Origin of the sequence: Frateuria sp., from assembly GCF_035944355.1 — a bacterium.
Lineage (GTDB): Bacteria > Pseudomonadota > Gammaproteobacteria > Xanthomonadales > Rhodanobacteraceae > Frateuria_A.
This window is the reverse complement of the sequence record NZ_DASZBH010000008.1, coordinates 219,232-243,051: the sequence shown is the minus strand read 5'-3', so window position 1 is coordinate 243,051 and position 23,820 is coordinate 219,232. Positions and strand designations below refer to the sequence as shown.

The 23,820-nt window shown below is 69.6% G+C and carries 27 protein-coding genes and 1 pseudogene; 15 read left to right on the top strand and 13 right to left on the bottom strand.

From position 1 onward, the window contains the following. Positions 1–24: 24 nt before the first annotated feature. The 5 genes from VGU03_RS05915 (at position 25) to VGU03_RS05895 (ending at position 3,241) form a co-directional block, all read left to right on the top strand. On the top strand, positions 25–861 hold the full coding sequence (locus VGU03_RS05915; protein WP_327479331.1) for an alpha/beta hydrolase: 837 nt from the start codon (positions 25–27) through the stop codon (positions 859–861). A 2-nt stretch (positions 862–863) separates the two neighbouring features. Then, positions 864–1,223: an EamA family transporter gene (locus VGU03_RS05910; protein WP_327479330.1), complete on the top strand. Its 360-nt coding sequence runs from the start codon at positions 864–866 to the stop codon at positions 1,221–1,223. After that, complete coding sequence (locus VGU03_RS05905) at positions 1,220–1,627, top strand: DMT family transporter (RefSeq protein WP_327479329.1); 408 nt, start codon at positions 1,220–1,222, stop codon at positions 1,625–1,627. Before VGU03_RS05910 ends, VGU03_RS05905 begins: the two co-directional genes overlap by 4 nt. An 8-nt stretch (positions 1,628–1,635) precedes the next feature. Next, positions 1,636–2,844 carry a DegT/DnrJ/EryC1/StrS family aminotransferase gene (locus tag VGU03_RS05900; protein WP_327479522.1) on the top strand — a complete coding sequence of 403 codons (1,209 nt, stop codon included), beginning with the start codon at positions 1,636–1,638 and terminating at the stop codon, positions 2,842–2,844. A 100-nt stretch (positions 2,845–2,944) separates the two neighbouring features. Continuing rightward, the gene (locus VGU03_RS05895; RefSeq protein WP_327476904.1) at positions 2,945–3,241 is read left to right on the top strand and encodes a PepSY domain-containing protein; all 297 of its coding nucleotides are present in this window, start codon (positions 2,945–2,947) and stop codon (positions 3,239–3,241) included. 6 nt (positions 3,242–3,247) lie between these two features. Here VGU03_RS05895 and VGU03_RS05890 read toward each other — a convergent pair whose 3' ends face one another. From VGU03_RS05890 to VGU03_RS05835, 12 genes are all read right to left on the bottom strand, one after another. Further along, positions 3,248–4,117 (bottom strand): arginase family protein, encoded by an 870-nt coding sequence (locus VGU03_RS05890; RefSeq protein ID WP_327479328.1) that lies wholly within the window; start codon positions 4,115–4,117, stop codon positions 3,248–3,250. After that, on the bottom strand, positions 4,114–5,166 hold the full coding sequence (locus VGU03_RS05885) for a peptidogalycan biosysnthesis protein (RefSeq protein WP_327479327.1): 1,053 nt from the start codon (positions 5,164–5,166) through the stop codon (positions 4,114–4,116). The genes VGU03_RS05890 and VGU03_RS05885 overlap by 4 nt, the downstream gene beginning before the upstream one ends. 7 nt (positions 5,167–5,173) lie before the next feature. Further along, on the bottom strand, positions 5,174–6,394 hold the full coding sequence (locus tag VGU03_RS05880; protein WP_327479325.1) for a beta-ketoacyl-[acyl-carrier-protein] synthase family protein: 1,221 nt from the start codon (positions 6,392–6,394) through the stop codon (positions 5,174–5,176). After that, positions 6,391–6,675: an acyl carrier protein gene (locus VGU03_RS05875; protein WP_327476909.1), complete on the bottom strand. Its 285-nt coding sequence runs from the start codon at positions 6,673–6,675 to the stop codon at positions 6,391–6,393. Before VGU03_RS05875 ends, VGU03_RS05880 begins: the two co-directional genes overlap by 4 nt. Before the next feature lie 48 nt (positions 6,676–6,723). Then, entirely contained in the window at positions 6,724–8,127 is a 1,404-nt protein-coding gene (locus tag VGU03_RS05870) for an aspartate aminotransferase family protein (protein ID WP_327479323.1), read from the bottom strand. 15 nt (positions 8,128–8,142) lie between these two features. Then, the gene (locus VGU03_RS05865) at positions 8,143–8,850 is read right to left on the bottom strand and encodes an MtnX-like HAD-IB family phosphatase (protein WP_327479321.1); all 708 of its coding nucleotides are present in this window, start codon (positions 8,848–8,850) and stop codon (positions 8,143–8,145) included. An 88-nt stretch (positions 8,851–8,938) separates the two neighbouring features. Continuing rightward, positions 8,939–9,307, bottom strand: a complete 369-nt coding sequence (locus VGU03_RS05860) for a response regulator (protein ID WP_327479319.1) — start codon at positions 9,305–9,307, stop codon at positions 8,939–8,941. After that, on the bottom strand, positions 9,304–10,803 hold the full coding sequence (locus tag VGU03_RS05855) for an ATP-binding protein (protein WP_327479317.1): 1,500 nt from the start codon (positions 10,801–10,803) through the stop codon (positions 9,304–9,306). Before VGU03_RS05855 ends, VGU03_RS05860 begins: the two co-directional genes overlap by 4 nt. Further along, positions 10,800–11,429, bottom strand: coding sequence for a YfiR family protein (locus VGU03_RS05850; protein WP_327479315.1), 630 nt, complete (start codon positions 11,427–11,429; stop codon positions 10,800–10,802). Before VGU03_RS05850 ends, VGU03_RS05855 begins: the two co-directional genes overlap by 4 nt. Before the next feature lie 3 nt (positions 11,430–11,432). Then, a complete protein-coding gene (locus tag VGU03_RS05845; protein ID WP_327479313.1) occupies positions 11,433–13,331 on the bottom strand; it encodes a TonB-dependent receptor plug domain-containing protein in 1,899 nt (632 codons plus the stop codon). Between the two features lie 255 nt (positions 13,332–13,586). Then, on the bottom strand, positions 13,587–13,934 hold the full coding sequence (locus VGU03_RS05840; RefSeq protein ID WP_327479311.1) for a hypothetical protein: 348 nt from the start codon (positions 13,932–13,934) through the stop codon (positions 13,587–13,589). 51 nt (positions 13,935–13,985) lie between these two features. Next, positions 13,986–15,038 (bottom strand): NAD(P)-dependent alcohol dehydrogenase, encoded by a 1,053-nt coding sequence (locus VGU03_RS05835; protein ID WP_327479309.1) that lies wholly within the window; start codon positions 15,036–15,038, stop codon positions 13,986–13,988. 118 nt (positions 15,039–15,156) lie between these two features. On the opposite strand from VGU03_RS05835, the gene VGU03_RS05830 reads away from it, so the two are divergent. The 9 genes and pseudogenes from VGU03_RS05830 to VGU03_RS05790 form a co-directional block, all read left to right on the top strand. After that, a complete protein-coding gene (locus VGU03_RS05830; protein ID WP_327479307.1) occupies positions 15,157–15,495 on the top strand; it encodes a metalloregulator ArsR/SmtB family transcription factor in 339 nt (112 codons plus the stop codon). Further along, entirely contained in the window at positions 15,492–15,980 is a 489-nt protein-coding gene (locus VGU03_RS05825; protein ID WP_327479305.1) for an ArsI/CadI family heavy metal resistance metalloenzyme, read from the top strand. The genes VGU03_RS05830 and VGU03_RS05825 overlap by 4 nt, the downstream gene beginning before the upstream one ends. A gap of 8 nt (positions 15,981–15,988) precedes the next feature. Next, complete coding sequence (locus VGU03_RS05820) at positions 15,989–16,375, top strand: arsenate reductase ArsC (protein WP_327479304.1); 387 nt, start codon at positions 15,989–15,991, stop codon at positions 16,373–16,375. Next, positions 16,372–17,046, top strand: coding sequence for an MIP/aquaporin family protein (locus tag VGU03_RS05815; protein WP_327479303.1), 675 nt, complete (start codon positions 16,372–16,374; stop codon positions 17,044–17,046). Before VGU03_RS05820 ends, VGU03_RS05815 begins: the two co-directional genes overlap by 4 nt. Positions 17,047–17,172: 126 nt before the next feature. Further along, on the top strand, positions 17,173–17,331 hold the full coding sequence (locus VGU03_RS05810) for a hypothetical protein (RefSeq protein WP_327479302.1): 159 nt from the start codon (positions 17,173–17,175) through the stop codon (positions 17,329–17,331). Positions 17,332–17,456: 125 nt separating this feature from the next. Continuing rightward, on the top strand, positions 17,457–18,455 hold the full coding sequence (locus VGU03_RS05805; RefSeq protein WP_327479300.1) for a sulfate ABC transporter substrate-binding protein: 999 nt from the start codon (positions 17,457–17,459) through the stop codon (positions 18,453–18,455). 1 nt (position 18,456) lies between these two features. Then, positions 18,457–19,284, top strand: coding sequence for a sulfate ABC transporter permease subunit CysT (gene cysT / locus VGU03_RS05800; protein ID WP_327479298.1), 828 nt, complete (start codon positions 18,457–18,459; stop codon positions 19,282–19,284). Then, entirely contained in the window at positions 19,281–20,141 is an 861-nt protein-coding gene (gene cysW / locus VGU03_RS05795; RefSeq protein WP_414655937.1) for a sulfate ABC transporter permease subunit CysW, read from the top strand. The genes cysT and cysW overlap by 4 nt, the downstream gene beginning before the upstream one ends. Positions 20,142–20,209: 68 nt before the next feature. Next, positions 20,210–21,256: pseudogene (locus VGU03_RS05790) on the top strand (sulfate/molybdate ABC transporter ATP-binding protein); the annotation flags it as partial. A gap of 90 nt (positions 21,257–21,346) precedes the next feature. Here VGU03_RS05790 and VGU03_RS05780 read toward each other — a convergent pair. Further along, positions 21,347–22,489 (bottom strand): OprO/OprP family phosphate-selective porin, encoded by a 1,143-nt coding sequence (locus VGU03_RS05780; RefSeq protein ID WP_327479296.1) that lies wholly within the window; start codon positions 22,487–22,489, stop codon positions 21,347–21,349. A 273-nt stretch (positions 22,490–22,762) separates the two neighbouring features. Between VGU03_RS05780 and VGU03_RS05775 the strand changes: the two genes are divergently transcribed. Continuing rightward, the gene (locus VGU03_RS05775; protein ID WP_327479294.1) at positions 22,763–23,674 is read left to right on the top strand and encodes a peptidylprolyl isomerase; all 912 of its coding nucleotides are present in this window, start codon (positions 22,763–22,765) and stop codon (positions 23,672–23,674) included. Positions 23,675–23,820 lie beyond the last annotated feature (146 nt).

The following is a 23,820-nucleotide window of genomic DNA, read 5'->3' as shown; positions in this document are numbered from 1 at the left end:
CCCCATCCACCATGGGGTAGATTCGTGATTCGCCAGGCTGATTTTTTTCTCGAAGGCAACCGTAGCGGCGTGCTGCTGATCCATGGTCTGACCGGCACGCCGATGGAGATGCGGCTGCTCGGCAAGGGCCTCAACAACGCCGGCTTCACCGTGCACGGCATGCAGCTGGCCGGGCACTGCGGCGACACCGACGACCTGCTGGCGACCGGCTGGCGCGACTGGTACGCCAGCGTTGAGCGCGCCGCCGACGCGATGCTGGAGAAAGTCGACCACCTGTTCGTCGGCGGCCTCTCCATGGGCGCGCTGCTGGCGCTCAAGCTCGCCGCCGACCGGCCGCAGCAGGTATCCGGTGTGGGCGTGTACGGCGCCACTTTCCGCTACGACGGCTGGAGCATTCCCTGGTCGGCGCGGCTCTCCTTCGTGCTGCCGCTGCTCAAGAAGCTGGGCCTGGGCCGCGAGCGCGTGTTCCTGGAGCAGCCGCCCTACGGCCTGCGCGACGAGCGCCTGCGCGCGCAGGTCAGCGCCGCCATGCACTCGGGCGACAGCACCATCGCCGGCCTGCTCGGCAACCCCTGGCACGCGCTGGCCGACCTCTACCAGCTGGCCCGGCAGGTGCGCCGCCAGCTGCCGCAGGTGACCGCGCCCTGCCTGGTCGCGCACGCCAGCGAGGACGACGTGGCCAGCGTGCGCAACGCCGAGCTGGTGATGCGCAACGTCAGCGCGCCGGCCAAGCTGCTGCTGCTGGAAGACAGCTACCACATGATCACCATCGACAAGGAGCGGCGCACGCTGATCGAGCATTCGGCGCGCTTCTTCGGTGGCATCGCCGCTACGAGTTCGCCGCTGGCGGCGGCCGCCTGAGCATGCCGCTGCTGACCATCGGCCTGTGGCTGGCCAACGTGGTGGTGGATACCGGCGGCCAGCTCGCCTTCAAGGCGGCCGCCGGCGACCCCGATGCGGGCGATGGCCTGGCGCGCTGGCGGCACATGGCCAGCCGGCCGTGGCTGTGGATCGGCGTGGGCTGCTACGTCATCGAGTTCATGGTGTGGATCGCCTTCCTCTCGCTGGTGCCGCTGTCCGAGGGCGTGCTGCTGGGCTCGATCAACATCGTGGCGATCATGGTGGCCGGGCGCTTCCTGTTCGGCGAGAAGCTCACCCGCCTGCGCGTGGCCGGCATCCTGCTGGTGAGCCTGGGCGTGGCCATCGTGGGAGCGGGCGGATGAAGCGTTTCTACCTGGTCGGCTTCCTGCTGCTGATGGCGTTCGACACGCTGGCGCAGGTCTCCTTCAAGCTCGCCGGCACCCACGCGCTGCCGGTGGCGGCGGACCTGGCCTGGGTGCTGCGCGTGTTCGGCGCGCCCTGGATCTACGGCGCGCTGGTCGGCTACCTGGGTGCGTTTTTCACCTGGATGAGCCTGCTCAAGCACGCGCCCATCGGCCCGGCCTTCGCCGCCTCGCACCTGGAGGTGGTGAGCGTGATGCTGCTGTCGGTGTGGCTGTTCCACGAGCCGCTCACCGTGCCGCGGGTGCTGGGCGCCGTGGCGATCGTGGCCGGCATCGTCTGCCTGGGCCTGGCCGAGTCGGACGATGCGGGGCATGCCCCGGCGGATGGCGCCGGGCACGCGTGAGCCCCGCGATGCCGCGCACGCGCCTGCACGAGGTTCCGCCGACGGCCGGCCTGCCGCTGCGTCTGCCCGATCTCCTGCCTGGCCGCACGGACCTGGCCGCGCGCATCGCCACCCTGCTGGATACGCCGCCGCTGCAGTTGGAGTGCTCCGGCACCGCCGCGCTGCTGCTGACCCTGCGCGTGCTGAAGGCGCGTTCGCCGCAGCGCCCGGTGGTGGTGGTGCCGGCCTACACCTGCCCGCTGGTGGCCATCGCCGTGCACTGCGCCGGGCTCCGCCTGCGCCTGTGCGACCTCCGGCCTGGTCACTACGACATGGACCCGCAGGCGCTCGCCGAGGCCTGCCGCGAGGACACCCTCGCCGTGTTGCCGACGCACCTTGCCGGGCGCGTGGCCGATATCGATACCGCCGTGACAGTGGCGCGCGGAGCCGGCGCCTACGTGATCGAGGATGCCGCGCAAGCCCTCGGCGCACGCGACCGCGGCGCCAGCGTGGGCCTGCGCGGAGACGTCGGCTTCTTCAGCCTGGCCGCCGGCAAGGGGCTGTCGATCTACGAGGGTGGCCTGCTGCTGGCGCGCGACCCCGAACTGCGCGAAGCGTTGCGGCGCACCCATGCCGAGGTACCGCGCAGCCTCGGCTGGGAACTGCGCCGCAGCCTGGAACTGCTCGGGCTGGCCGCGCTGTACCGGCCGCTCGGCCTGGGCCTGGCCTATGGCCGGCCATTGCGCGCGGCCTTGCGTCGCGGCGATCCGGTGGCCGCGGTGGGCGATGACTTCGCGCCGGCCATCCCCTTCCACCGCGTCGGCGCCTGGCGGCGTGCGGTGGGCGCGCACGCCGCCGCGCGGTTGCCGGCCTTCCTTGCCACGCTCGCTGCACAGGCGGCGTCCCGGGTGTCGCGCCTGGGACACATCGCAGGCGTCGAGGTGCTGGGCGACCCGCCCGGCGCGCAGGGCACCTGGCCGTTCCTGCTGCTGCGCCTGCCCGATACGCGCATGCGCGACGCCGCGCTGGCACGGCTCTGGCAGAAGGGCCTGGGCGTCAGCCGCCTGTTCATCCACGCCCTGCCCGATTACGCCTACCTCGCCGACCGCGTGCCGCGCCAGGACGTACCCAACGCCCGCGACTTCGCCGCCCGCACGCTGACCGTCAGCAACAGCCCATGGCTGGACGACGCGGCATTCGGGCTGATCGCCGACGAAATCGCGCGAACCGTGGCCTGAACCGCTCTGCCGCGCGCGGTAAGCGTGATCTAAGTCGGACGGGGGATGCTGCCCAAGCGGACCGACCCGTCCGCGCCTGCCCCTTTCCAGGAGACCCCTCATGCGCAAGTGGATTCCCTTGACCTCCCTGCTGGTTCTCGGCACCGCCGCGCTCGGCGCCCAGGCCAGCCGCGTGACGCCCGCGGCCAATCCGCACATCAGCATGGCCGAGGCCCGCGCGATCGCGCTGAAAGCTTCCCCAGGCAAGATCACCAAGGAAGAGCTGGAAAAGGAAAAAGGCGGCAGCGGCCTGCGCTATTCCTTCGACATCGCAGCCAACGGCGTCACCCATGAGGTCGGCGTGGACGCCATGGACGGCAAGGTGCTGGAAAACTCGATCGACAACGACAAGGACTGAACGAGCTCAGCCCGCACGGCCGATAGCCGCCAGCAATCGCTGGTTGAGGGCGTGCTGCTGCGCCTGCCAGGCGGCGAGTTCGTCCGGATCGACCGCAGGCTGTTCGTCGATCGCCGAGAGCCGCCGCTTGAGCCAGCTGCGGTAGCGGTAATGCGAAATCTCGCCGGTGATGTCGCTGCCGACCAGGCCGCCCCGCAGGCCGTCGATCAGCGCCAGCCCGTGCTCCAGCCGCAGCCGGCCCTGATCCCAGTTGGTGCGTGCCACCTCGGGCGCGAACACATCCTTGTCGATCGAAAGGTAGGTCGGTAGCGGGCGCTGGCGCTGGGCGGCGCGGAACTCGGCCACCAGCGCCTGCGGGTCGTCGAAGCGATGGAACGCCTGCGCAAGCCCCAACCGCCGCGCCCAACCCACGTCCACGTCCATGCACCAGTAGCTGAGCTTGCCCTTGCGCAACGGAGCCAGGTAGTTCTCCCAGGCATGCGCACGGCCGATGTCGCCCGAGGTGATGCCCACCACATGCACGTGGCTGACCTGCGGCAGCATCGCCACACGGCGCACCCACGAGCCGCAGTGCACGCCGAAGGCGTAGCGCATGTTGTCCGGGTGGTTGTCCAGCACCACCACCTGGAACGGCGTACGTGCGCGCGTGCGCTCGATCAGCGGCCAGCTCAGGTGGTGGAAGTCGCCGCTGCCCAGCAGCACCGTGCCGTGCGTGGCCGGCAGCGTGTCGTCCAGCACGCGGCGGAACCGCGCCAGCGTGGACAGCGTGCAGCCGAAGCGCAGCGCCTCCTGCCAGTGCTCCAGCGGCACCACCAGGCGATCGGCCAGCGGACCGACCGAGTGGTCGATGTCCAGTACCACCGGGTGACGGTTCATCGCGCCGCCCCGCTCGTCGCTTCGCCCTCGAACCAGTGCGCGCATCGGCGCAGCAGCGCGCGCAGCAGAGGGTTGCGCAGGTACACCGCGTGGCGCGTCATGCTCAGCGTGGCGCCGAGGTAGCTCTTGATGGCCGCGTCGGTCCAGCCGGCGACGTAGTGGCTCAGGTTGCGCTGGCGGGCGTACTCGAGGTTGTGCATCCAGCTCACGGCGTACAGGTTGTGTTCGCGCGCTTGCGGATAGGCGAAGCCCACGTACTTGTCCACCAGCATGCCGCCGTATTCGTAGCAGAGGTTCCAGCCGATCAGCCGGCCCTCGCTGCGCCACGCGAAGACGACGCCGCCGCTGGCGGCATCCTGCAGCACCGCACCGAAGAACGTCTGGTCGAGCAGGTCGAAATGGATCTCGCTCTGCGCGTGCACGTTGGCGTAGAGCGCGTAGAACTCCTCGACGACGGCCGGGTCGGCGAACGCGGCGCCGGTGGCAAGCGCATCGACCTGCAGCCGCTCGCGCGCGCGCAGCTTGCGCCGGATGTCCTTGCGGCGGGAGGCCGACAGCCGCGCGAGATAGTCGTCGACGGAATCGAAATCGATCGGCACCCAGGCCAGCGGCATGCCTTCGAGCAGCACGAAGCCGCGCGCGACCAGCGCCGCGGCGAAGGCGCGGGCCTGGGCGTTGGCGTGCACGTCGAGCAGGGGCGAGTCCTGCGGCAGGTCCTTGACGATCAGCAGCGCGCACTCGCGGCCGTAGGCGGCCAGCAATTCCTCGGCCAGCGCCGCCGGCGCAGCGCGCGAGGGCAGCGGGGCGTACTCGGTCACGGTGCAGCCGGCAAAGCGCGTGCGCCAGCGCAGCAGGCCTCCCCACCGGCGATACAGCGGCAGGCCGGCGATGCGCCGGCGCAGCGCGTCGTCCATGGTGGTCAGCAGGTCGAAGCGTGCCTGGAACACCGGCATGCCCGACGCCGAGCGATGCGCGGTGAAGTCCTGCGGCGGATGGGCGAGGAAGTGCTCGACCAGCGATTCGGGTTCGAGCGCGGTCGAGAACGGCATGGCGGCGTCAGGCCTTGGTCAGTGCGAGCACCGCGTTGAGGCCGCCGAAGGCGAACGAGTTGCTGAGCGCCGCGCGCACCGGCATCTCGCGCGGTACGTTGGGTACGTAGTCCAGGTCGCAGGCCGGGTCGGGAACATCGAAATTCGCCGTGGGCGGCACCACGCCCTCGCGCAGCGCGCCGATCACCGCCACCAGCTCCAGTGCGCTGGCCGCGCCCAGGGCGTGGCCGTGCATGGACTTGGTGGAGGACACCGCCAGACGGTCGGCATGGGTGCCGAACACCTGCCGGATGGCGCGCGTCTCGGTAGGGTCGTTGGCCGGCGTGCCGGTGCCGTGGGCGTTGACGTATTCCACGTCCTGCGGGTTCAGGCCCGCGTCGGCCAGCGCCAGCGCCATCGCGGCGCTGCCGCCGGCCGGGTCGGGCGACACGATGTCGCCCGCGTCGGCGCTCATGCCGAAGCCCGCCAGCTCGGCCAGCACGGTCGCGCCGCGAGCGCGGGCGCGGTCCATCGACTCGAGCACGAAGATGCCCGCGCCCTCGCCCAGCACCAGGCCGCGGCGGTCGGCGCTGAACGGGCGGCAGGTGTCGTCAGCCAGCACGCGCATGGCTTCCCAGGCACGCAGCACGCCGTAAGACAGGCAGGCCTCGGCGCCGCCGGTGACCGCCACGTCCGCCAGGCCGGCGCGGATCATCAACGCGGCCTGCGCGATGGCATGGTTGGCGGAGGCGCAGGCGCTGGAGACGGCGAACACCGGCCCGCGCAGGCCATGCGCCATGCTGATCTGGCTGGCCGGCGCATTGGCCATCACCCGCGCGATGGTGAGCGGATGCAGCCGCTGCGCGTTCTCGGCGTAGAGGCGCCGGCTGGATTCGTCCTGCGTGGTCTCGCCGCCCACGCCAGTGCCGATGACCACCGCGGTACGGTGGCCCAGCCCGTCGGCGCCGAAGTCCAGCCCCGACTGCGCGATCGCTTCGTTCGCGGCATACAGCGCGAACTGCGAGGTGCGGTCGAGCATGGGCAGCACGCGCTCGTCGAACAGGCGCGCGGGGTCGAAGCTCTCGGGCACCTGGGCGGCCACGCGCACGCGCAGCCGGCCGGCGTCCGCGTGGCGCAGCGGGCGGATGCCGCTGGCGCCTTCACGCAGGCCCTGCCACAACGGTTGTGCCCCTTCACCGAAGGCGCTGATCGCGCCCATGCCGGTGATCGCGATGCGGGTCCTGCTCAAGCCGTGGCCTCCGACCCGCCCGACTTCGCCTGCAGCGCCGTGCGCACGGCGTCGATCAGGCTCTGCACGGTGTCGGTGTCGAAGTTGGCGTGCTCGTCCGGGAAGGTGATGTCGAAGTCTTCCTCGATGTCGAAGATGAGTTCGATCGCCTCCAGCGAAGCGATGCCCAGGTCCTTGAGCGTCGCTTCCGGCTTGAGCAGCGCCGGGTCGATCTTCGCCTGCTTGGCGATGATCGCGTAGAGGCGTTCGCGGATGGCTTCGTCGGATTGCGGAGCATTCATGGTGAGGTCCTCCACGGCAGCCGCCACGGGCGGGTTCAAGGGCCGCGCTCAGCCGTTCTTGGCGCGGGTCAGCAACTGGTCCAGCAGCGCGATGGCCAGGTCGATCTCCTCGTGCGTGATGTCCAGCGACGGCGCGAGCGTGATCACGTTCTTGTACCAACCGCCGACGTCGAGCACCAGGCCGATCGGCTTGCCATTGTGCTTCAGATCGCCGGCCAGGCCGATGTCGACCATTTTGTCCAGCAGCGCCTTGTTCGGGGTGAAGCCGTCCTCGGTGCAGATCTCGGCGCGAAGGGCGAGGCCGAGGCCGTCGACGTCGCCGATTTCCTTGTGCTTCTTCTGCAGCTCGCGCAGGCCTTCGAGGAAGTGCGCGCCCTTCTTCGGCACGGTGGTCTCGTAGTCCAGCTCGTAGCCCATCTTGATGACTTCCAGGCCCAGCGAGGTGCCCAGCGGGTTGGAGTTGAACGTGGAGTGGGTGGAGCCCGGCGGGAAGATGGTCGGATTGATCAGCTCCTCGCGCGCCCACAGGCCGGACAGCGGGTTCAGGCCGTTGGTAAGCGCCTTGCCGAAAACGATCACGTCCGGGGTCACGCCGAAGTGCTCGATCGACCACAGCTTGCCGGTGCGCCAGAAGCCCATCTGGATCTCGTCGGACACCATCAGGATGCCGTACTTGTCCAGCACCCGCTTCAGGCCCTTGAAGAAGCCCATCGGCGGCACGACGTAGCCGCCGGTGCCCTGGATCGGCTCGACGTAGAACGCGGCGTACTCGCACTGGTTGGTCTTGGGGTCCCACACGCCGTTGTATTCGGTCTCGAACAGGCGCTCGAACTGGTGCACGCAGCTGTCGGAATACTCTTCCGGCGTCATGCCCTTGGGGCGGCGGAACGGGTACGGGAACGGCAGGAACATCGCGCGCTCGCCGAAGTGGCCGAAGCGGCGGCGGTAGCGGTAGCTGGAGGTGATCGACGAGGCGCCCAGGGTGCGGCCGTGGTAGCCGCCCTCGAAGGCGAACATCAGGCTCTTGCCGTTCTTGTAGTTGCGCACCAGCTTCAGCGAATCCTCGATCGCCTGCGCGCCGCCCACGTTGAAGTGCACGCGGCCGTCGAGGCCGAACTTCTTCTTCGCGTCCAGCGCCACCGTCTTGGCCAGCTCGATGCGGGTCTGGTGCAGGTACTGGCTGGCCACCTGCGGCAGCACGTCGATCTGCTTCTTCAGCGCGTCGTTGAGGCGCTTGTTGCCGTAGCCGAAGTTGACCGCCGAGTACCACATCTGCAGGTCGAGGAACGGCGTGCCCGCCGTGTCGAACATGTAGCTGCCTTCGCCGTGGCGGAAGATCTTCGGCGGATCCACGTAATGGACGGTGTCGCCGAAGGAGCTGTACTTGGCCTCGTCGGCGAGCAGCTGCGCGTCGTCGATCACCACGGAGGTGCGCTTGTCGAATGCGTTCATGGGTAGTCCGGAAACTTAGGCGGGGGTGCCCAGCGGGGCGGGCGACACGGGGTGCTCGAGCAGGCTGCCGTCGAGCAGGGCCGGCAGCAATTCCAGCGCGTCCTCGAAGCCGGTGATCGGCACGTAGGGAATGCCCGCGGCGCGGCAGTGCTCGATCAGACGGTGCTTGGCGAAGACGAAGTCGACGTGGTCGGCCACGCAGAAGTCCGAGGCGCCGTCGCCGATCAGCAGGGTCTTGCCGGCGCCCTCGGCGCGCGCCTGCTCCGCGCAGGCGCACTTGCAGGTGCCGCTGCTGCAACCGTCGACCTGGAACGGCGAACTCAGCTGCCAGCGTTGCGGCGGGACGCCCGGCGCCAGGTGGTTGGCGCGGACCGGCAGGTCGGCCAGGCCATGGCGGCCCAGGATGCGGCCGATCGCGTAGTCCAGGCCGTCGCTCACCACGCGGATGGGCACGTTCAGTTCGCGCGCCCTGGCGACGAAGCCGGGGAAGGCGTGGTCGATCCACACCTCGGCCAGGTGGCTGTCGAGCTCTTCGCGGCTCATGTCGAGCAGGGCCACCTGCCCGCTCATGCATGCGCGCGAGCCGATGCGGCCTGCGCGCCAGTCACGCTCCAGTTGCTTCCAGCCCGGGCGTCCGTAGCGGTCCAGCAGGGAGTCGATCACGTCCTCGACGGAAATGGTGCCGTCGAAGTCGCACAGAATGGTCCAGCCAGTTGGGTTCATTGGGTCGCAGGTGTCGGTCGGGCAGGCATCGAATGTATCGATGCGATCTTTCTCGCTCCTTTCCGGCGCCCTGCCGCGCCCGCCCGCTTCAGCTGCCCAGCGCGGCCGCGATCGTGCCTGGCAGGGCCTCCAGCGAGAAGGGCTTCTGCAGCACGCGGTACACCACCGGCTCCAGTGCCGGCGGCAGCGGCGAGGGCGCGTAGCCGGTCATCAGGATCACTTTCAGCCCCGGGCGTAGCGCGGTGCCGGCCTCGGCGACGCGGTAGCCGTCGATGTCGGGCAGCTTGATGTCGCTCAGCAGCAGGTCGATCTCCAGGTCCGATTCGAGCGCCTGCAGCCCGCTGCTGCCGTCGCTGGCTTCGAACACGCGGTAGCCCGCGTCCGTGAGGCCCTCGGCCACCAGTTCGCGCAGGAAGGCTTCGTCTTCGACGAGCAGGACACGGGGGGCGGGGGTCATCGGGGTTCCTCGCGTGGGGATTCGGCCGGTGCGCGCGGCAGCAGGATATGGATGGTGGTGCCGCGTCCTGGCTCGCTGTCGATGCTGGCCGCACCGTGGGATTGCACGACGTAGCCCAGGATGGTGCTCAGGCCCAGGCCGGTGCCCTGGCCGACCGGCTTGGTGGTGAAGAACGGATCGAAGGCCTTGCCGCGAACGTCCTCGCTCATGCCTACGCCGTGGTCGATCACCTGCAGGTGCACGTAGTCGCCTTCGTGCAGCTCGCCCATCGGATGGGCGGCATCGACCCGGACGTCTCGGGTCCGCACGATGATCCGCCCGCCTTCGGGCATGGCGTCGCGCGCATTGATGACCAGGTTGAGGATCGCGTTCTCCAGCTGGTGGGAGTCGCATGCCACCGGCCAGCGCGAATCGAGCTGGTAATCCACGTTCGCGCGGGAGCCGACCGAGTGGTCCAGCAGCGGCTGGATGCCCTGGATCAGCCCGTCCAGCGGCAGCACGCGCATCGACAGGGGCTGGCGGCGCGCGAAGCTCAACAGGCGGTGGGTCAGGCTGGCGGCCCGTTCGACGCCGCCCTGCGCCATCTCCAGGTAGCGCCCGTTCTGGCGGTGCCACGCCTCGCGGCGCTCCAGCAGCTCGAGCTCCTGCGCCGGCACTTGCGTGCCCTGCCCGCCCTCCCGGGCATCGATGCGCTCGCGCGCGGACTGGGCCACGCGCTCGATCAGCGGATCGCCCTGCTGCAGCTTCTTCTGCAGCAGCCCGAGGCTGCTCTTGATGATCATCAGCAGGTTGTTGAAGTCGTGCGCGATGCCGCCGGAAAGCTGGCCGATCGCTTCCATCTTCTGGCTCTGCCGCAGCGCTTCCTCGGTGCGCGCGCGTTGCTCCATCTCCGCGCTCAGCCGTTCGTTGGCGTCGGCCAGCTCCCAGGCACGCTGGCGCAGCTCGACGTTGGCGCGGGTCAGCACGCGCTGGGCCACGGCCAGCGCCGAGATCATCAGCACCGCCATGATCGTCAGCAGCGCCACGCCGCTGTAGCGGGCCAGCTGCACGATCAACGGCGCGTCCGCGGCGCGCAGATAGACCATGCCGATCGGCGTGGTGCCCTGGCGCGCGGGTACCGCCACCAGCAGATGGTCGCGCGGCAGGCGCCCGCCGTTGCCCAGGCTGTCGGCGATGGGCTCGCCGCCCTCGCGCTGGAACCCGGCTACCTCGCGGTGCGAGTCGCCGTACACGGCGGCTGCATCCAGGCGTGGATCGAGCATCAGCGCGTTGACGTATTCCTGGGCCGCGGCGCGGTCGTTGAAGGCGATCGCCGCGGTCACGCTGGCGGCCAGGATCCGGGCCTGCACGGTGAGCTGGCGGCGGTGCTCGGATTGCGCCCAGTGATACTGGTAGCCGGCGGCAAGCGCGCTGGCGAGCAACAGCAGCGCGGCCGCCACCAGGGTCAGCACCGGGCGGAACGCGAATCGCTGGCGGTTGCCGTCGCGCTTGCTCATGGCCGGTCCTTGACCGCCAGCGCCAGGTTGAGCAGCTTCGAGCTGATCGTGATGTGGTTGCGCGCGGCAGCGGCGGTGTCGATCTCGAAGCGCACGCGACCGCTCTCGATGACGAACTGCACGATGCCGCCCACATGCGGCGTGGCCGAGTCGACCACCGTCAACACCGGCTTGCCGCTGACCGCGTCCAGTACCTGGCCGGCGCCCTGCGCCGGCAGGCGCCCGAGGAACAGGATCTGGCACCCGGTGGCGGACGCCGCCGCATCGAGCCGCTGCACCTGGAACCGGTGCCTGCCGAGCCCACGGCCGGCCACCGCGTTCTTCAGGTAGTCGCCGAACGGATCCTCGCCGGCCACGCAGATGCGAAAGGGCGCATCCGCCGTGGCGAACTCCGACGGCGGCCAGTTGACGAAAGGCGCGAGCTTGTAGAGATACGTCGCCTTGACCGCGTACTCGAGCGAGATCGCCGCGGCGCCCTGCTGCACCGGCTGCGCCAGCGACTGGCCGGTGGCGCAGGCCAACAGCGCGAACAGGCCACCGCGCCACCACGGCGCGCGGGATCGCGCGATGGCGGAGAGGGGTCTGCATACGAACCGGTTCGGCGACTTCTGGGTAACCCAACGCATGCGTCAGAATCTCAGCTGGGTGTCGAACGACACGCTGCGCGCGATGCGATCGCTGCCGGGAAACACGTATTCCTGGTGCCATGGATGCAACAGGTTGAAGCCGGAGAGGGAGAACTCCAGCCGGTCGCTCACCCGCCAGCCCAGCCGCGCGTCGAGCTCCACGTAGCCCGGCACCCTGGGATCAGGCAGGGCCGAAACCCCGCGCAGGTCGGCCGACAGCGTCCAGCGGCCGGCAAAGTTCCATACCGAGCGGATGAAGCCCTGCCTGGCCGGGTCGTTGCCGGCCTGCGACAAACCCAGCAGTCCGCTCGCGCCCGGCTTGAAGCGCAGGCGCTGGTGCCGGCTGGTGAAGCCGGCGCCCAGCCGCCATCCATCGTCGATCGCGTAACTGCCCCAGGCCTCCAGGCCCCAGGTGTGCCCTTCCATGCCGTTGCCCCAGACCAGCGGCAACCCCGTGGACGAGGGCTCGATCGTCCTCAGGTCGTCATAGGCGTTGTAATAGACCGACACCGACAGCATGGCCCGCGTGGCCATCTGGGTGCGCCAGCCCGCTTCGTAGGCGGTCAGCTTCTCGCTGCGAAAATCCCGGTTGCCGGTCAGGAAAGTGACGTCGCCCAGCTTCTCGATGACGTCCTCGTCGAACGGCGTGGGCGTGCGCATCGCGCGCGAGACGGCGGCCCACAGCAGCGTGTCGTCGCCCGGCTTCCACGAGAGCCTGGCGTTGGGCATCAGCGACAGGCCGGAATAAGGGTCGTCCTCGGCCTTGAGGCCCAGCGTCAGCTGCGTGCGCGGACCGAGCGCGACCTGGTCCTGCACGAAGGCGTCGGCGAGATTGCCGGTGTGCGCCGCCGGATTCCACAAGAGCGAACTGGCCGCGCTGATGCGCGGCTTGATGACGTAGTGATTGATGCGGTCGCCCGCGCCCCATACCACCTGGTTGCGCTCGCCCAGAAGCAGGTTGTGCTGAACTTCGGCGTCCCAGGTATCCAGGGTGAACCCCGAGCCGTTGGCGTCGTCCCAGCGGCGCACGCGGTCGTAGTAGGTCTGCACCTGCAGGCTGGAGTCCTGGCTGAGCGTGCGCTGCCAGCGCGCCAGCACGTCGGCCTCGCTGCTGCGCGAATCGGGCGCGCCGGCCTGCTCCATGCGTCGTTCGTGCAGGTCGCCCTGCAGGCTCAGTACATCGCCCGCGCCGCCGTCCCAGTCCACGCGGAAGCCCGCCTGCGGACTGCGCCAGCCGTCGCGCGCGTCCTTTCCGGCGCTGTCGTCGAAGGACTCGCGCCGGATCTCCCGCGCGTAGACCCGGTAGTGTGCGTGCTCGCCGAGCGCGCCGCCGTACTGCGCGGCCGCGCTGCGCTCCCGGTTGCCCACGCTCACGTCCAGCAGGCCGCCGGGGGTGGCAGCCGCCTCGCGCGTGATGATGTTGATTACGCCATTGACCGCGTTGGCGCCCCACAGCGTGCCGCCGGGTCCGCTGATCACCTCGATGCGCTCGATGTCTTCGGGCATCACGTACTGGTCCTCCCAGTACATGCCCGAGAAGATCGGCGAATACACGCTGCGCCCGTCGATCAGCACCAGCAGCTTGTTGGGGAAGTTCTGCGCCGCGTTGTTGCCGCTGAAGCCGCGCGCGGTGATCGTGTAGCCGCCAGGGCTGGTCTGGAAGACCTCCAGGTTCGGCGCCAGCCGCAGCACGTCAGGCAGGGTGCTGGCGCCGGAGCGCACGATGTCGTCATGGGTGATCACGTACACCGCGGCGGCCGCATCGGCCAGCGGCTCGGGACTCTTGGCCACCGAGGACACCAGCACGTTACCCAGGTCCTCCAGCGAAAGCTTGCCGAGGTCCTGCGGCACGGCGGTGGTTCCGGCGGCATCGAGCGAGAGCGCCAGCAAGGCCAACGCCATGGCGCTCCCCAGACACGCGCGCGTCCCGGCGCTCACACGACCATTTTTTTGCAAGGCAACCTCGGCAAGAGCATGGATTCCATCCCCCCAGGATCGTGGCATGGCGGCGGGATGCCGGGAACCCGAAGTCGGGCCGCAACACTTCCCGCCCGTCTTTCCGGCTTCCTCGAGTGCCGGAAAACAGTCCGGCGAGTGTAGCGGCTCGGCGAGAAAATCGCGCGCGGCGTACCGGCACCGGAACGTGCCGCCCGCAGCTCATCCCGCGGCGGAACCTGCGAAGGCGCGCACGAACCAGTGGATCGACGGCGCGCCGATGTAGTGCGCCCAGGTGTCGATGTCGCGCACCAGCGCTTCCTCGTCGCCGAACGAACGCAGGCAGGCCAGCGCGCTCCCGTGCCGCGCGGCCAGCGCCCCGAGGTCGCCCGCATTGCGCAGGGTGGCCAGGATCTTCTTGCGGTTGCGGATCATGCCCTGGCGACTGCCCACGGCGGGCCGGAAGCGCGCCTGGAAGACCGCCGCCGTCGGCATTTCGAAGAGCTCGTCGTCGCTTGCCGCCGGCCGCCCGAACAGCAGATTCCAGCCTTCGACGACGAGCAAGCTCACGGGACGGGCGGCACCTTCCCCCGCGCCGCGGAGGAAGGCCCGACGGAGGGCCTATCGGCCCAGCGAAGCATTGTCGATGACGAAGCGGTACTTCACGTCGCTGCGCTGCATGCGGTCGTAGGCCTCGTCGATCTGCTGCACCGGGATCATCTCGATGTCGGCGACGATGCCGTGCTCGGCGCAGAAGTCGAGCATCTCCTGCGTCTCGGCGATGCCGCCGATGAGCGAGCCGGCGATCGAGCGGCGGCCGAAGATCAGCGTGCCGACGTTCGGGCTCGGGTGCGCATGCTCGGGCACGCCGACCAGGCACAGCGTGCCGTCGCGCTTGAGCAGGCGGGTGTAGGCGTCGAGGTCGTGGCTGGCCGCGACCGTGTTGAGGATGAAGTCGAAGCTGCCGGCGTGCTTGGCCATGTCGTCCGGGTTCTTCGAGATCACCACCTCGTCGGCGCCCAGCTCGTGCGCATCCTGGCGCTTGGACTCGGAGGTGGTGAACGCCACCGTGTGCGCGCCCATCGCATGGGCGAGCTTGATGCCCATGTGGCCCAGTCCGCCGATGCCGACGATGCCCACCTTCTTGCCGGGACCGGCGCCCCAGTGGCGCAGCGGCGAATACGTGGTGATGCCGGCGCACAGCAGCGGCGCCACCGCGGCGAGCTGGTCTTCGGGGTGGCGGATCTTCAGCACGAAGCGGTCGTTGACCACGATGCGCTGCGAATAGCCGCCCAGCGTGTGCCCGGGCGCATCGGCGGTCTTGCCGTTGTAGGTGCCGACGAAGCCGTTCTCGCAGAACTGTTCCAGCCCCTCGCCGCAGGAGGCGCAATGCTGGCAACTGCCGACCATGCAGCCGACGCCGACGGTGTCGCCGACCTTGAAGCCGCTCACCTCGCTGCCGACCGCGCTGACGTGGCCGACGATCTCGTGCCCGGGCACGCAGGGGTAGAGCGTGCCGGCCCATTCGGAACGCACCGTGTGCAAGTCCGAATGGCACACGCCGCAATAGGCGATGTCGATCTGCACATCGTGCGGGCCCGGCTGGCGGCGCTGGACGTCCAGCGGTTCGAGCGGCTTGTCGCTGGCGAGGGCGCCATAGGCTTTGGTGTTCATGGGAGCTCCTTCGGGTCGGGGAAACGCATCCGGGCATTGAACTCCATGCGCGCGCGGATGGATAGCCGCGCTGGGACGCGCTTGACGGCAATGCATATATTTCCATATTCTTGGAATCATGGAAACAACGACCGCCCTCGCCGCCTTGAGCGCCATCAGCCAGGAATCCCGCCTGGCCGCCTTCCGCGAGCTCGTGCAGGCCGGACCGGACGGGCTCTCGGTCGGCGAACTGCGCGAGCGGCTGGGCCTGCCGCCGGCCACGCTCAGCGCGCACCTCAACGTGCTGCGCGCCGCCGGGCTGGTGACCGACCAGCGCGAAGGGCGGGTGATCCGCGTCCGCGCCGACTACGCGCAGATGGACGCGCTGATCGGCTACCTCACCGAGAACTGCTGCGCCGGGTCTGCCTGCGCGCCCTCGACCGCCTGCAAGCCACGCCCCAAGGGAGCCAAGCGATGAACCGATTCCACGTGCACCTGAATGTTGCCGATCTGGCGACCAGCATCCGCTTCTACACCGCGCTGTTCGGCGCCGAACCGAGCGTACGCAAGGACGACTACGCCAAGTGGATGGTGGAGGACCCGCGCATCAATTTCGCCATCTCCAGCACCGGCCGCGCGCCGGGCATCGACCACCTGGGCATCCAGGCAGAGACCGGTGAGGCGCTGGCCGCGCTCGGCCAGCGGCTCGATGCGGCCGGTGGCGCGCTCATGCCGGAGGAAGCCGCGGTCTGCTGCTACGCGCGATCGGACAAGCTGTGGACGGAAGATCCGCAGGGCACGCGCTGGGAAACCTTCCACACGCTGGGCGAGGCGACCACCTACCACGCCGCCGAAGCCGCCTGCGCCACCGACGGCGCAAGCTGCAGCCCGGACCTGCACCCGTTCAAGCCCAGGGTGGACAAGGGCGCATCCTACTGCGCGCCGCAGTCCGGCTGCTGCTGAACGTGGACATGAAGAAGCGCATCCTTTTCGTCTGCATAGAGAACGCCAACCGCAGCCAGATGGCCGAGGCCTTCGCGCGCATCCACGGCGGCGAGGCGGTCGAGGCGCTGAGCGCGGGCTCCGCACCGTCGGGCCGGATCAATCCGCGCGCGGTGGAGGCGATGGCCGAACTGGGCTACGACCTTCGAGCCCACGCCTCCAAATCGCTGGACGAGGTCGAGGGCGAGTTCGATGCGGTGGTCACCATGGGTTGCGGCGACCGCTGCCCGTGGCTGCCCACGCGCCGCCGCGAGGACTGGAACCTGCCCGACCCCAGGCACCTGGACGATGCCGGCTATCGCGCGGTGCGCGACGAGATCTCCGCGCGCGTGCGCAGCCTGCTGGCCTCGCTGTGACGCTGCCACGCCGACTGCTGGCCGAGTTCGTCGGCACCGCGTTGCTGCTCGCCGCCGTGGTCGGCTCGGGGATCATGGGAGTGATGCTTGCGGCCGGCAACGCAGGCGTCGCGCTGCTCGCCAACGCCGCGGCGACGGCGGGCGTGTTGTACGTGCTGATCGTGGTGCTCGGCCCGGTCTCGGGCGCGCACTTCAACCCGGCGGTCACCCTCGTGGCATGGCTGCGCCGCCAGTTGCGCGCAAGCGAGGCGCTGGCCTACGTGCTGGTGCAGGTGCTGGCGGCGATCGGCGGCGTGCTCCTGGCGCATGCGATGTTCGACCTGCCGCTGCTGCAGCCGGGCACGCATGCACGCACCGGCGCCGCCCAATGGCTGAGCGAAGGGGTGGCGGCATTCGGCCTGCTGCTGACCATCCTGCTGGGCAGCCGGCGGCGGCCGTCGGCCGTGCCCGCGCTGGTCGCCTGCTACATCTTCGCCGCCTACTGGTTCACCGCCAGCACGTCCTTCGCCAACCCCGCGGTGACGCTGGCGCGCTCGCTGACGCAGACCTTCGCCGGCATCCGTCCGGGCGACGTCGCCGGCTTCGTGGCCGCGCAGCTGCTCGGCGCGTTGGTCGCGGTGCCGGTCGCGGCCCTGCTCGCACCGCGAGCGCCGCTTGCCGGCGACCGCTGACGCACGCGCTTCGATCGTTCGAAAAGGCAAGTTTTCGCTCGGCGACGACGACGAACGCCTAGCGGATGCTTAACGGTTGCTGTGCTGGACTGATTTCCCCGAGTACGCCGCTTCCCGAGGTGGACCATGCACGACGCACTCGACATCGTCCCACCCTTCCCGCACCCGGCGGTGCGGCCGCCGGCGCTTGGTGCCGTGCCACGGCCGCACGGCCGCCGCCTGTTCCAGCGCGAGGCCTTCGACGATAGGGACGGCGCCTGCCGCAGCATCGCGCCGCGAGGCTGATCCCGCCCTCCATCCCAGGGAATCGCACCACCCCACGACGCCGGCCCCGCCCATCCTGGCGCAGGCCACGGCGTCCGCGCCGCATCGTCCGTTCAGACCACTGCAGCACGACCCACGGAGACGTCATGAGAAAGCTGATTGCCTTGTGCGCCGCCCTCGCCATGCTCGCCGCCGCCGCGGCCCAAGCCGGCACTGCGATCCTGCTCAACGCCTCCTACGACCCCACGCGCGAGCTCTACCGCGACGCCAACGCCGCCTTCGCCGCGCAATGGAAAGCGCAGCACGGCCAGAGCGTGGCCATCCGCATGTCCCACGGCGGCTCGGGCAAGCAGGCGCGGGCGGTGGTCGACGGGCTGCCGGCCGACGTAGTGACGCTGGCGCTGGCCTACGACATCGACGCGCTGGCCGACCGCAAGCTGCTCGCCGCCGACTGGCAGCAGCGCCTGCCGGACAACAGCGCGCCCTACACCTCGACCATCGTGTTCCTGGTGCGCAAGGGCAATCCGAAGCACATCCGCGACTGGTCCGATCTGGTGCGGCCGGGCGTGCAGGTGGTCACGCCCAACCCCAAGACCTCCGGCGGCGCGCGCTGGAACTTCCTGGCCGCCTGGGGCTACGCGCTCAAGCAGCCGGGCGGCGGCGAGGCCAAGGCGCGCGCCTTCGTGCACGAGCTGTACAAGCACGTGCCGGTGCTGGACACCGGCGCGCGCGGGGCCACCAACACCTTCGTCCAGCGCGGCATCGGCGACGTGCTGCTGGCGTGGGAGAACGAGGCCATGCTGGCCAAACAGGAGATAGGCGGCGCGAACGTGGAGATCGTCGTGCCTTCGGTGAGCATCCTGGCCGAGCCGCCGGTGGCGGTGGTCGACGCCAACGTCGACAAGCACGGCACCCGCGCGGTGGCCGAGGCCTACCTTAAGTTCCTCTATTCGCCGCAAGGCCAGGCGATCGCGGCGAAGCATTACTATCGCCCTCGCTCGGGGCAGGTCATGGCGCAGTACGCGCATCAGTTCCCGAAGGTGAACCTGTTCACCCTGAAGGACACCTTCGGCGATTGGCGCCAGGTGCAGGCGAAGTTCTTCGCCAACGGCGCGGTCTTCGACCAGATCGGGCCGGGGACGTGACATGCGGCGACGAGGCATTCTCCCCGGCTTCAACCTCAGCCTCGGCTACTCGCTCGCCTATCTGGGGCTGATCGTGCTGCTGCCGCTGGCGGCGCTGGCCTGGAAAGCCTCCGGCCTGGGCTTCGCCGGGCTGGTGCGGCTGCTGCGCGTGCCACGCACGCTGGCGGCGCTCGAGCTCAGCTTCGGCGGCGCCACGCTGGCGGCGGCCATCAACGTGGTGGTCGGCCTGCTGGTGGCGTGGGTGCTGGTGCGCTACCGCTTTCCGGGGCGGCGCCTGTTCGACGCGGTGGTCGACCTGCCCTTCGCGCTGCCCACCGCCGTGGCCGGCATCGCGCTCACCGCGCTGTACGCGCCCAACGGCTGGATCGGCCAGTGGCTCGCCGCCGTCGGCGTCAAGGTCGCCTACACGCCCCTGGGTGTGCTGGTGGCGATGGTGTTCGTGGGCTTTCCGTTCGTGGTGCGCACGCTGCAGCCGGTGCTCGAATCGCTGGAACGGGATGTCGAGGAAGCCGCCGAGACGCTGGGCGCTCGGCGCTGGCAGGTGTTCCTGAAAGTGATCCTGCCGATGCTGGCGCCGACCTTGCTGACCGGCTTCGCGCTGGCCCTGGCGCGCGCGGTGGGCGAGTACGGTTCGGTGATCTTCATCGCCGGCAACATCCCGATGAAGTCGGAGATCGCGCCCCTGCTGATCGTGCAGAATCTCGAACAGTTCGACTACGCCGGCGCGGCCGCACTGGGCGTGGCGATGCTGGCATTCTCCTTCGTGCTGCTGCTGGCGATCACGCTGCTGCAACGCTGGAGCCATCGCTGGGCGGAGACCGCGCCGTGAACCCGCGCAGCCCTCGTGCGCCCGGCTGGCCCCGCCTGCTCGGCCGCGGCCTGCTCACGCTCGCCGCCGTGGCGTTCCTCACCGTGTTCCTGCTGCTGCCGCTGGCGACGGTGTTCGTCGAGGCGCTGCGCCAGGGCATGGGCGTGTTCTTCGCCAGCATCGGCCAGGACGAGGCGCGCTCGGCGATCGCGCTCACCTTGCTGGTGGCGGCGATCGCGGTGCCGCTGAACCTGGTCTTCGGGGTGGCCGCGGCCTGGGTGATGGCGCGCTTCGAGTTTCGCGGCAAGGCGCTGCTGGGCGCCTTCATCGACCTGCCCTTCTCCGTTTCGCCGGTGGTCTCGGGCCTGGTCTACGTGCTGCTGTTCGGCGCGCAGGGCTGGTTCGGGCCGTGGCTGGATGCCCACGGCATCAGCATCATCTTCGCCGTGCCCGGCCTGGTGCTGGCGACGATGTTCATCACCCTGCCGTTCGTGGCGCGCGAGCTGATCCCGCTGATGCAGGCGCAGGGCAACGAGGAGGAGGAAGCGGCCCGCGTGCTGGGCGCCAGCGGCTGGCAGATGTTCTTCCGCGTGACGCTGCCGAACATCCGCTGGGCGCTGCTCTACGGCGTGCTGCTGTGCAATGCGCGCGCAATGGGCGAATTCGGCGCGGTGTCGGTGGTGTCCGGGCACATCCGTGGCCTGACCACCACCATCCCGCTGGAAGTGGAGATGCGCTACAACGAGTACGACTACGTCGGCGCCTTCGCCGTGGCCTCGCTGCTGGCGCTGCTCGCGCTGCTGACGCTGGTGGTCAAGAGCCTGCTGGAGTGGCGCTACGGCGGCGAGCTCGCGTCGCATGCGCCGGGCGGACATTGAGCCATGCCGATCCGGCCGCCCCGGTCGCCTTCTCTGTGTCCTCGCCGCCCCGCGAAGGAAGCGAACCCATGACGCTCGAACTGTCCGGACTCAACCGCCGCTTCTCCGACTACCCGGCGCTCAACGACGTCAGCCTGAGCATCGCGCCGGGCGAATTCCTCGCGCTGCTCGGTCCCTCCGGCTCGGGCAAGACCACCTTGCTGCGCATCCTTGCGGGCCTGGACTATCCCGAGAGCGGGCGCGTGTCGTTCAACGGCGAGGACTTCCTCGCCATCGCCCCGCGCCAGCGCAACGTGGGCCTGGTGTTCCAGCACTACGCGCTGTTCCGCCACCTCACCGTGGCCGACAACGTGGCGTTCGGGCTGCGCGTGCGCCCGCGCCGCGTGCGGCCCAAGCGCCCGGAGATCGAAGCGCGGGTCGAGCAGTTGCTCAAGCGCGTGCAGTTGGAGGGCTTCGGCAAGCGCTATCCCTCGCAACTGTCCGGCGGCCAGCGCCAGCGCGTGGCCCTGGCGCGCGCGCTGGCGGTGGAGCCGGACCTCTTGTTGCTGGACGAGCCCTTCGGCGCGCTCGATGCGCAGGTCCGCGTCACGCTGCGCCGCTGGCTGCGGCGACTGCACGAGGAGCTGGGCCTGACCACGGTGTTCGTCACCCACGACCAGGAGGAAGCGCTGGAGCTGGCCGACCGCATCGCGGTGATGAACGGCGGGCGCATCGAGCAGGTCGGCACGCCGCGGGAGATCTACCAGCAGCCGGCCACGCCGTTCGTCTGCCAGTTCATCGGCAAGGCCAACCACCTGGCGCTGCACCGCGAGGGCGAACGCTATACCGCCGGCGGCTGGATCTTCGCCGACACGCCCTGGCTGGGCGAACACGCGCAGGCGATCGCCTACGTGCGGCCCGAACACCTGACTCTGTCCAGCACGCCGGCGCCTGGCACGTGGCGGGCGCATCTGCGCCATGTCTACCTGGCCGGCGCCGTGGCGCACCTGGACCTGGACGTGGCCGCGCTGGACCAGTCGCTGGAGGTGGACATCGCCAGCGAGGATCTCGCCCGCATGGGGCTGCACGCCGGCGCCGGCCTGTACGTCTGGCCGAGCCACGCGGTGATCTTCCCGCTGGACCGCGACGGCCAGCCGCTGGCGGAGCACCGCTGGCTGTGGCGGGCAGGGGCCATGACGGCCCCTGCCCGCCCGCCGTTGCGCCGCTCAGAAGCCGAGCTGGGCGCGCAGCGCGTAGATGGTGGGATCCAGCGGTAGGTTGCCGCGGTCGCTGAAGGCACGGATGACGTTGGCCTGCAGCCTGAAGTGCGTGCCGAGGTACCAGTTCAGGCCCAGCGTCCAGTCGTGCTCGCGGCCGCCCATCACCGCGCCGTCGTCCAGGTCCAGCGTGGCGTAGCGCAGCGCCAGTTCCAGCGCGCCCCAGCGGCTGCGCGGCGTGACGCCGGTGATGGCGCCGGCCCTGTAGCCGCGTGACTCGCCGGTCAGCAGCCAGGTGCCGAACGCGTAGTAGCCGCGGCTGTGGAAGTCGCTGGCCAGCGGACGGATCGCCTGCATCGCCAGGTACTCGCCTTGCAGCAGCAGCGGGCCGTGGATCCAGGCCGCTTCCAGGCCTTCGCGGTCGAGCCGGTCCACGCCCTTGAGCGTGCCGGTGTCGACCAGGCGCACCGGGGTCAGGTTCACTTCCGGGCGCGCACGGATGCGGCCGGCGCGGTCGTCGCGCAACTCGCGCGATACCGATAGTCCCAGGTGCACCACCTCGCCCTCGGATTGCACCGGGTTGTAGACCACGCGCCCGGCATAGGTCTGCCCGGCCGCGTCGTTATTGAGGTCGTGGCGGGTGAAGAAGCCTGCCTGCACCAGCCACTGCGGCGCGGCCTGGCAGAACCATTCCAGCCCGACGCGGCGGCCTTCGTACACCGCCTGCTCGGGCAGGGTGCGTTCCAGGAACGTGACGTCGCCGGTGGCGATGTTGCCGTCCTCCCAGCCCACCGGCGTCTTGAACTGGCCGGCGCGGAAACGGCCGGCGCGGGTTTCCAGGGCGATATAGTTGTCCACCCAGCTATTGGCCTGGAAATCGTACCCGGCATTGATTGTAAATACGCCTTTCTTGGCGACGTAGAGATTGACTTCCTGGCGCCGCCAGGTCTGCGCATCGTCGAAACGGTCGGCGCCATGGGGCAGCCGGTCGTCGCCGAACTGGTTGGAGTCGTACTGGAACAATCCCTTGATCCCCGCATTGACGCCGCCGCCCAGCGAAACGCTGCTCGGCCAGGCGCCTGCATCGGCCGCCACGCCGGCCTGGGCGAAGCCCCAGGCGAGCATCGCCGCCGCCCATGTCCTTGCACGCATGATCGCTCCCGTGGGGCCAGCCGCCCGCGGTGGTTTTTTTCGTGCAGCCCCAACCGGGCGCGAAAGCGTCCCAGCCACGCATTATCGGCAGCAACGCACGGCAATAAATCTAACCACGTATTATTTAAGGCAAAAAATCAATACATTCCTGGCAATGGGAAAGCAGTTTTTCTGATTATCAAGCCGTCCTCGCCATTTGCGAAATACCTTGTTCGCCGTTCGACAGTCCTAAACGCTATAAGCTTCCCGTGCCCCAACCTCAAGGACCCACGCATGCGCCTATCCCTGCTCGCCCTCGCCCTTGCCAGCCTGACGCTGCCCGCACTGGCCGCCGCCGACACGGCCACGCCCACGCCGAAGGAACTGCTGGCGCAGTCGCAGCCGCGGGAATGGCGCACGCCGGATCCGGCCAACCTGCTCGACATGAAGCTGCCCGGCGGCCACGTGCTGATCGAACTGGCGCCGCAGTTCACCCCACTGCACGCGGCCAACATCCGCACGCTGGTGCACGAGCATTACTTCGACGGCCTGGCGATCGTGCGCGTGCAGGACAACTTCGTCACGCAATGGGACGACCCGGCGGCGGACGACGAGGACAAGGCGCACATCAGGCCGCTGGGCAGCGCGAAGCAAAGCCTGCCGCCGGAGTACACCCGCGCGATCGATCCCAAGCTGGAATGGACGCCGCTGCCTGACGGCGACGTGTACGCGCCGCAGGTGGGTTTCTCCGGGGGATTTCCCGTCGCGCGCGATCCTTCCGCCGGGCGCGAGTGGCTGACGCATTGCTACGGCGCGGTCGGCGTGGCGCGCGACATCGATCCGCACAGCGGCAACGGCAGCGCGCTCTACGCGATCATCGGCCAGGCGCCGCGCGGCCTGGACCGCAACCTCGCCATCGCCGGCCGCGTGATCCAGGGCATGGAACTGCTCTCGGCCATGCCGCGCGGCCCTGCGCCGATGGGCTTCTACACCGACAAGGCGCAGCGCGTGTCGATCGAGTCGGTGCGCCTGGCCGCCGACCTGCCGCCCGCGCAGCGCCCGAAGATCGAAGTGCTGCGCACCGACAGCGCCACTTTCGCCAAGCTCATCGAGGCCAAGCGCAACCGACGCGATGCGTTCTATACGGTGCCGGCGGGCAAGATCGACCTGTGCAGCATCGCGATTCCCTCGCGCGAAGGGAAATAGAGCAGCCCCACCTCAGCACTCGCGCCCGAGTCCTTCCTCCCGAACCCGGAGGAAGGAGGCATGCGCCGGCACGCCCTTTCGCCGCCTGTCTGGGACATGAAGGGGTGGCGGCACCGACCACGCCATCTTCTCGTCGCAGCCGCTAA

Coding starts and splice junctions, on each gene's coding strand:
- VGU03_RS05860 (WP_327479319.1), bottom strand. CDS start 9,307: ATGACCCCCGCCCCCCGTGTCCTGCTCGTCGAAGACGAAGCCTTCCTG.
- VGU03_RS05845 (WP_327479313.1), bottom strand. CDS start 13,331: ATGGCGTTGGCCTTGCTGGCGCTCTCGCTCGATGCCGCCGGAACCACC.
- VGU03_RS05780 (WP_327479296.1), bottom strand. CDS start 22,489: ATGCGTGCAAGGACATGGGCGGCGGCGATGCTCGCCTGGGGCTTCGCC.
- VGU03_RS05810 (WP_327479302.1), top strand. CDS start 17,173: ATGCACGACGCACTCGACATCGTCCCACCCTTCCCGCACCCGGCGGTG.
- VGU03_RS05900 (WP_327479522.1), top strand. CDS start 1,636: ATGCCGCGCACGCGCCTGCACGAGGTTCCGCCGACGGCCGGCCTGCCG.
- VGU03_RS05895 (WP_327476904.1), top strand. CDS start 2,945: ATGCGCAAGTGGATTCCCTTGACCTCCCTGCTGGTTCTCGGCACCGCC.
- VGU03_RS05875 (WP_327476909.1), bottom strand. CDS start 6,675: ATGAATGCTCCGCAATCCGACGAAGCCATCCGCGAACGCCTCTACGCG.
- VGU03_RS05820 (WP_327479304.1), top strand. CDS start 15,989: ATGAAGAAGCGCATCCTTTTCGTCTGCATAGAGAACGCCAACCGCAGC.
- VGU03_RS05885 (WP_327479327.1), bottom strand. CDS start 5,166: ATGCCGTTCTCGACCGCGCTCGAACCCGAATCGCTGGTCGAGCACTTC.
- cysT (WP_327479298.1), top strand. CDS start 18,457: ATGCGGCGACGAGGCATTCTCCCCGGCTTCAACCTCAGCCTCGGCTAC.
- VGU03_RS05865 (WP_327479321.1), bottom strand. CDS start 8,850: ATGAACCCAACTGGCTGGACCATTCTGTGCGACTTCGACGGCACCATT.
- VGU03_RS05835 (WP_327479309.1), bottom strand. CDS start 15,038: ATGAACACCAAAGCCTATGGCGCCCTCGCCAGCGACAAGCCGCTCGAA.
- VGU03_RS05825 (WP_327479305.1), top strand. CDS start 15,492: ATGAACCGATTCCACGTGCACCTGAATGTTGCCGATCTGGCGACCAGC.
- VGU03_RS05850 (WP_327479315.1), bottom strand. CDS start 11,429: ATGCGTTGGGTTACCCAGAAGTCGCCGAACCGGTTCGTATGCAGACCC.
- VGU03_RS05905 (WP_327479329.1), top strand. CDS start 1,220: ATGAAGCGTTTCTACCTGGTCGGCTTCCTGCTGCTGATGGCGTTCGAC.
- VGU03_RS05870 (WP_327479323.1), bottom strand. CDS start 8,127: ATGAACGCATTCGACAAGCGCACCTCCGTGGTGATCGACGACGCGCAG.
- VGU03_RS05805 (WP_327479300.1), top strand. CDS start 17,457: ATGAGAAAGCTGATTGCCTTGTGCGCCGCCCTCGCCATGCTCGCCGCC.
- VGU03_RS05775 (WP_327479294.1), top strand. CDS start 22,763: ATGCGCCTATCCCTGCTCGCCCTCGCCCTTGCCAGCCTGACGCTGCCC.
- VGU03_RS05855 (WP_327479317.1), bottom strand. CDS start 10,803: ATGAGCAAGCGCGACGGCAACCGCCAGCGATTCGCGTTCCGCCCGGTG.
- VGU03_RS05830 (WP_327479307.1), top strand. CDS start 15,157: ATGGAAACAACGACCGCCCTCGCCGCCTTGAGCGCCATCAGCCAGGAA.
- VGU03_RS05890 (WP_327479328.1), bottom strand. CDS start 4,117: ATGAACCGTCACCCGGTGGTACTGGACATCGACCACTCGGTCGGTCCG.
- VGU03_RS05910 (WP_327479330.1), top strand. CDS start 864: ATGCCGCTGCTGACCATCGGCCTGTGGCTGGCCAACGTGGTGGTGGAT.